This window comes from Frigoribacterium sp. CFBP 8754 (assembly GCF_014841815.1).
Taxonomy (GTDB): Bacteria; Actinomycetota; Actinomycetes; order Actinomycetales; family Microbacteriaceae; genus Frigoribacterium; species Frigoribacterium endophyticum.
The window spans coordinates 1-779 of sequence record NZ_JACYUO010000015.1; the positions used below are offsets into that span (position 1 = coordinate 1).

Genomic DNA, 779 nt, shown 5'->3' on the forward strand with positions numbered 1-779 from the left:
TCACATGGTCCACCCACCGGGACGGATGTTCATCGACGTCGTTGAGGCATTGGCTTAGGAGTTGCGAGATCACAACGACGACATCATCGTCGTTGTCGTCAGAGGAAGAGGAGGTAGTCATCGAAGTCGATGGCGTCGATCGAAGCGACGAACTCGTCGTCAGGCCCTTCGCTAAAATTAGTCTCGGTCTCGAACGCGACCGAGACCCCCGGGGCCACTAGAACATCAAGCACGTGCCCTCCGGCAACGGTGACCTGCACTAAGTCGCCTCCGGCACGCACCGCCTCGACGACGTCCCCCTTGACCTTCTCGAGGTCCTGGCTCGGATCGAGGGAGTGAGAGCGGCCATCGATGTGCATCGTCGTACGTTCCATCACCCACACCTACCCACCGCCGCCGTGGCCAAACACAAGTGTCCACTTCACGCACCGACGCTCCGCTCCTGAGTGAGTCATCTCGGGAAACGAAGAACGCTCCCCGCAATAGACACGGAAACACTCAGCACCTCGGGCTCCAGTGGCGAGAACGACGCTGACTGGTTCTTCGGCCTCGGGGAACGGCGTCACCGGGCAGGAGAGGTACCCGGGTGCGCCCTACTGTTAAGCATGCCTTTCAGCTCGTCGTGGACGACGCACGGCGTCTCCTATGCCGCCGAAGTCCAGCAGGGGTTTCTTCTGTGGGGCTCCGCGCCAACCAGTTCGCCCGGACCGTTGAACATGAAGCGCGTGGTCCCTGACGACTTCGACGTCGTTTCCCGTGAGAACGTAGGCAAGGAAACT

The 779-nt window shown here is 60.8% G+C and carries 1 protein-coding gene; it reads right to left on the bottom strand.

Translation table 11 applies throughout. The annotated features are described in order from the left end of the window. Positions 1-98: 98 nt before the first annotated feature. Positions 99-374: a hypothetical protein gene (locus IFT72_RS15610; RefSeq protein ID WP_192047021.1), complete on the bottom strand. Its 276-nt coding sequence runs from the start codon at positions 372-374 to the stop codon at positions 99-101. Between the last annotated feature and the right edge of the window lie 405 nt (positions 375-779).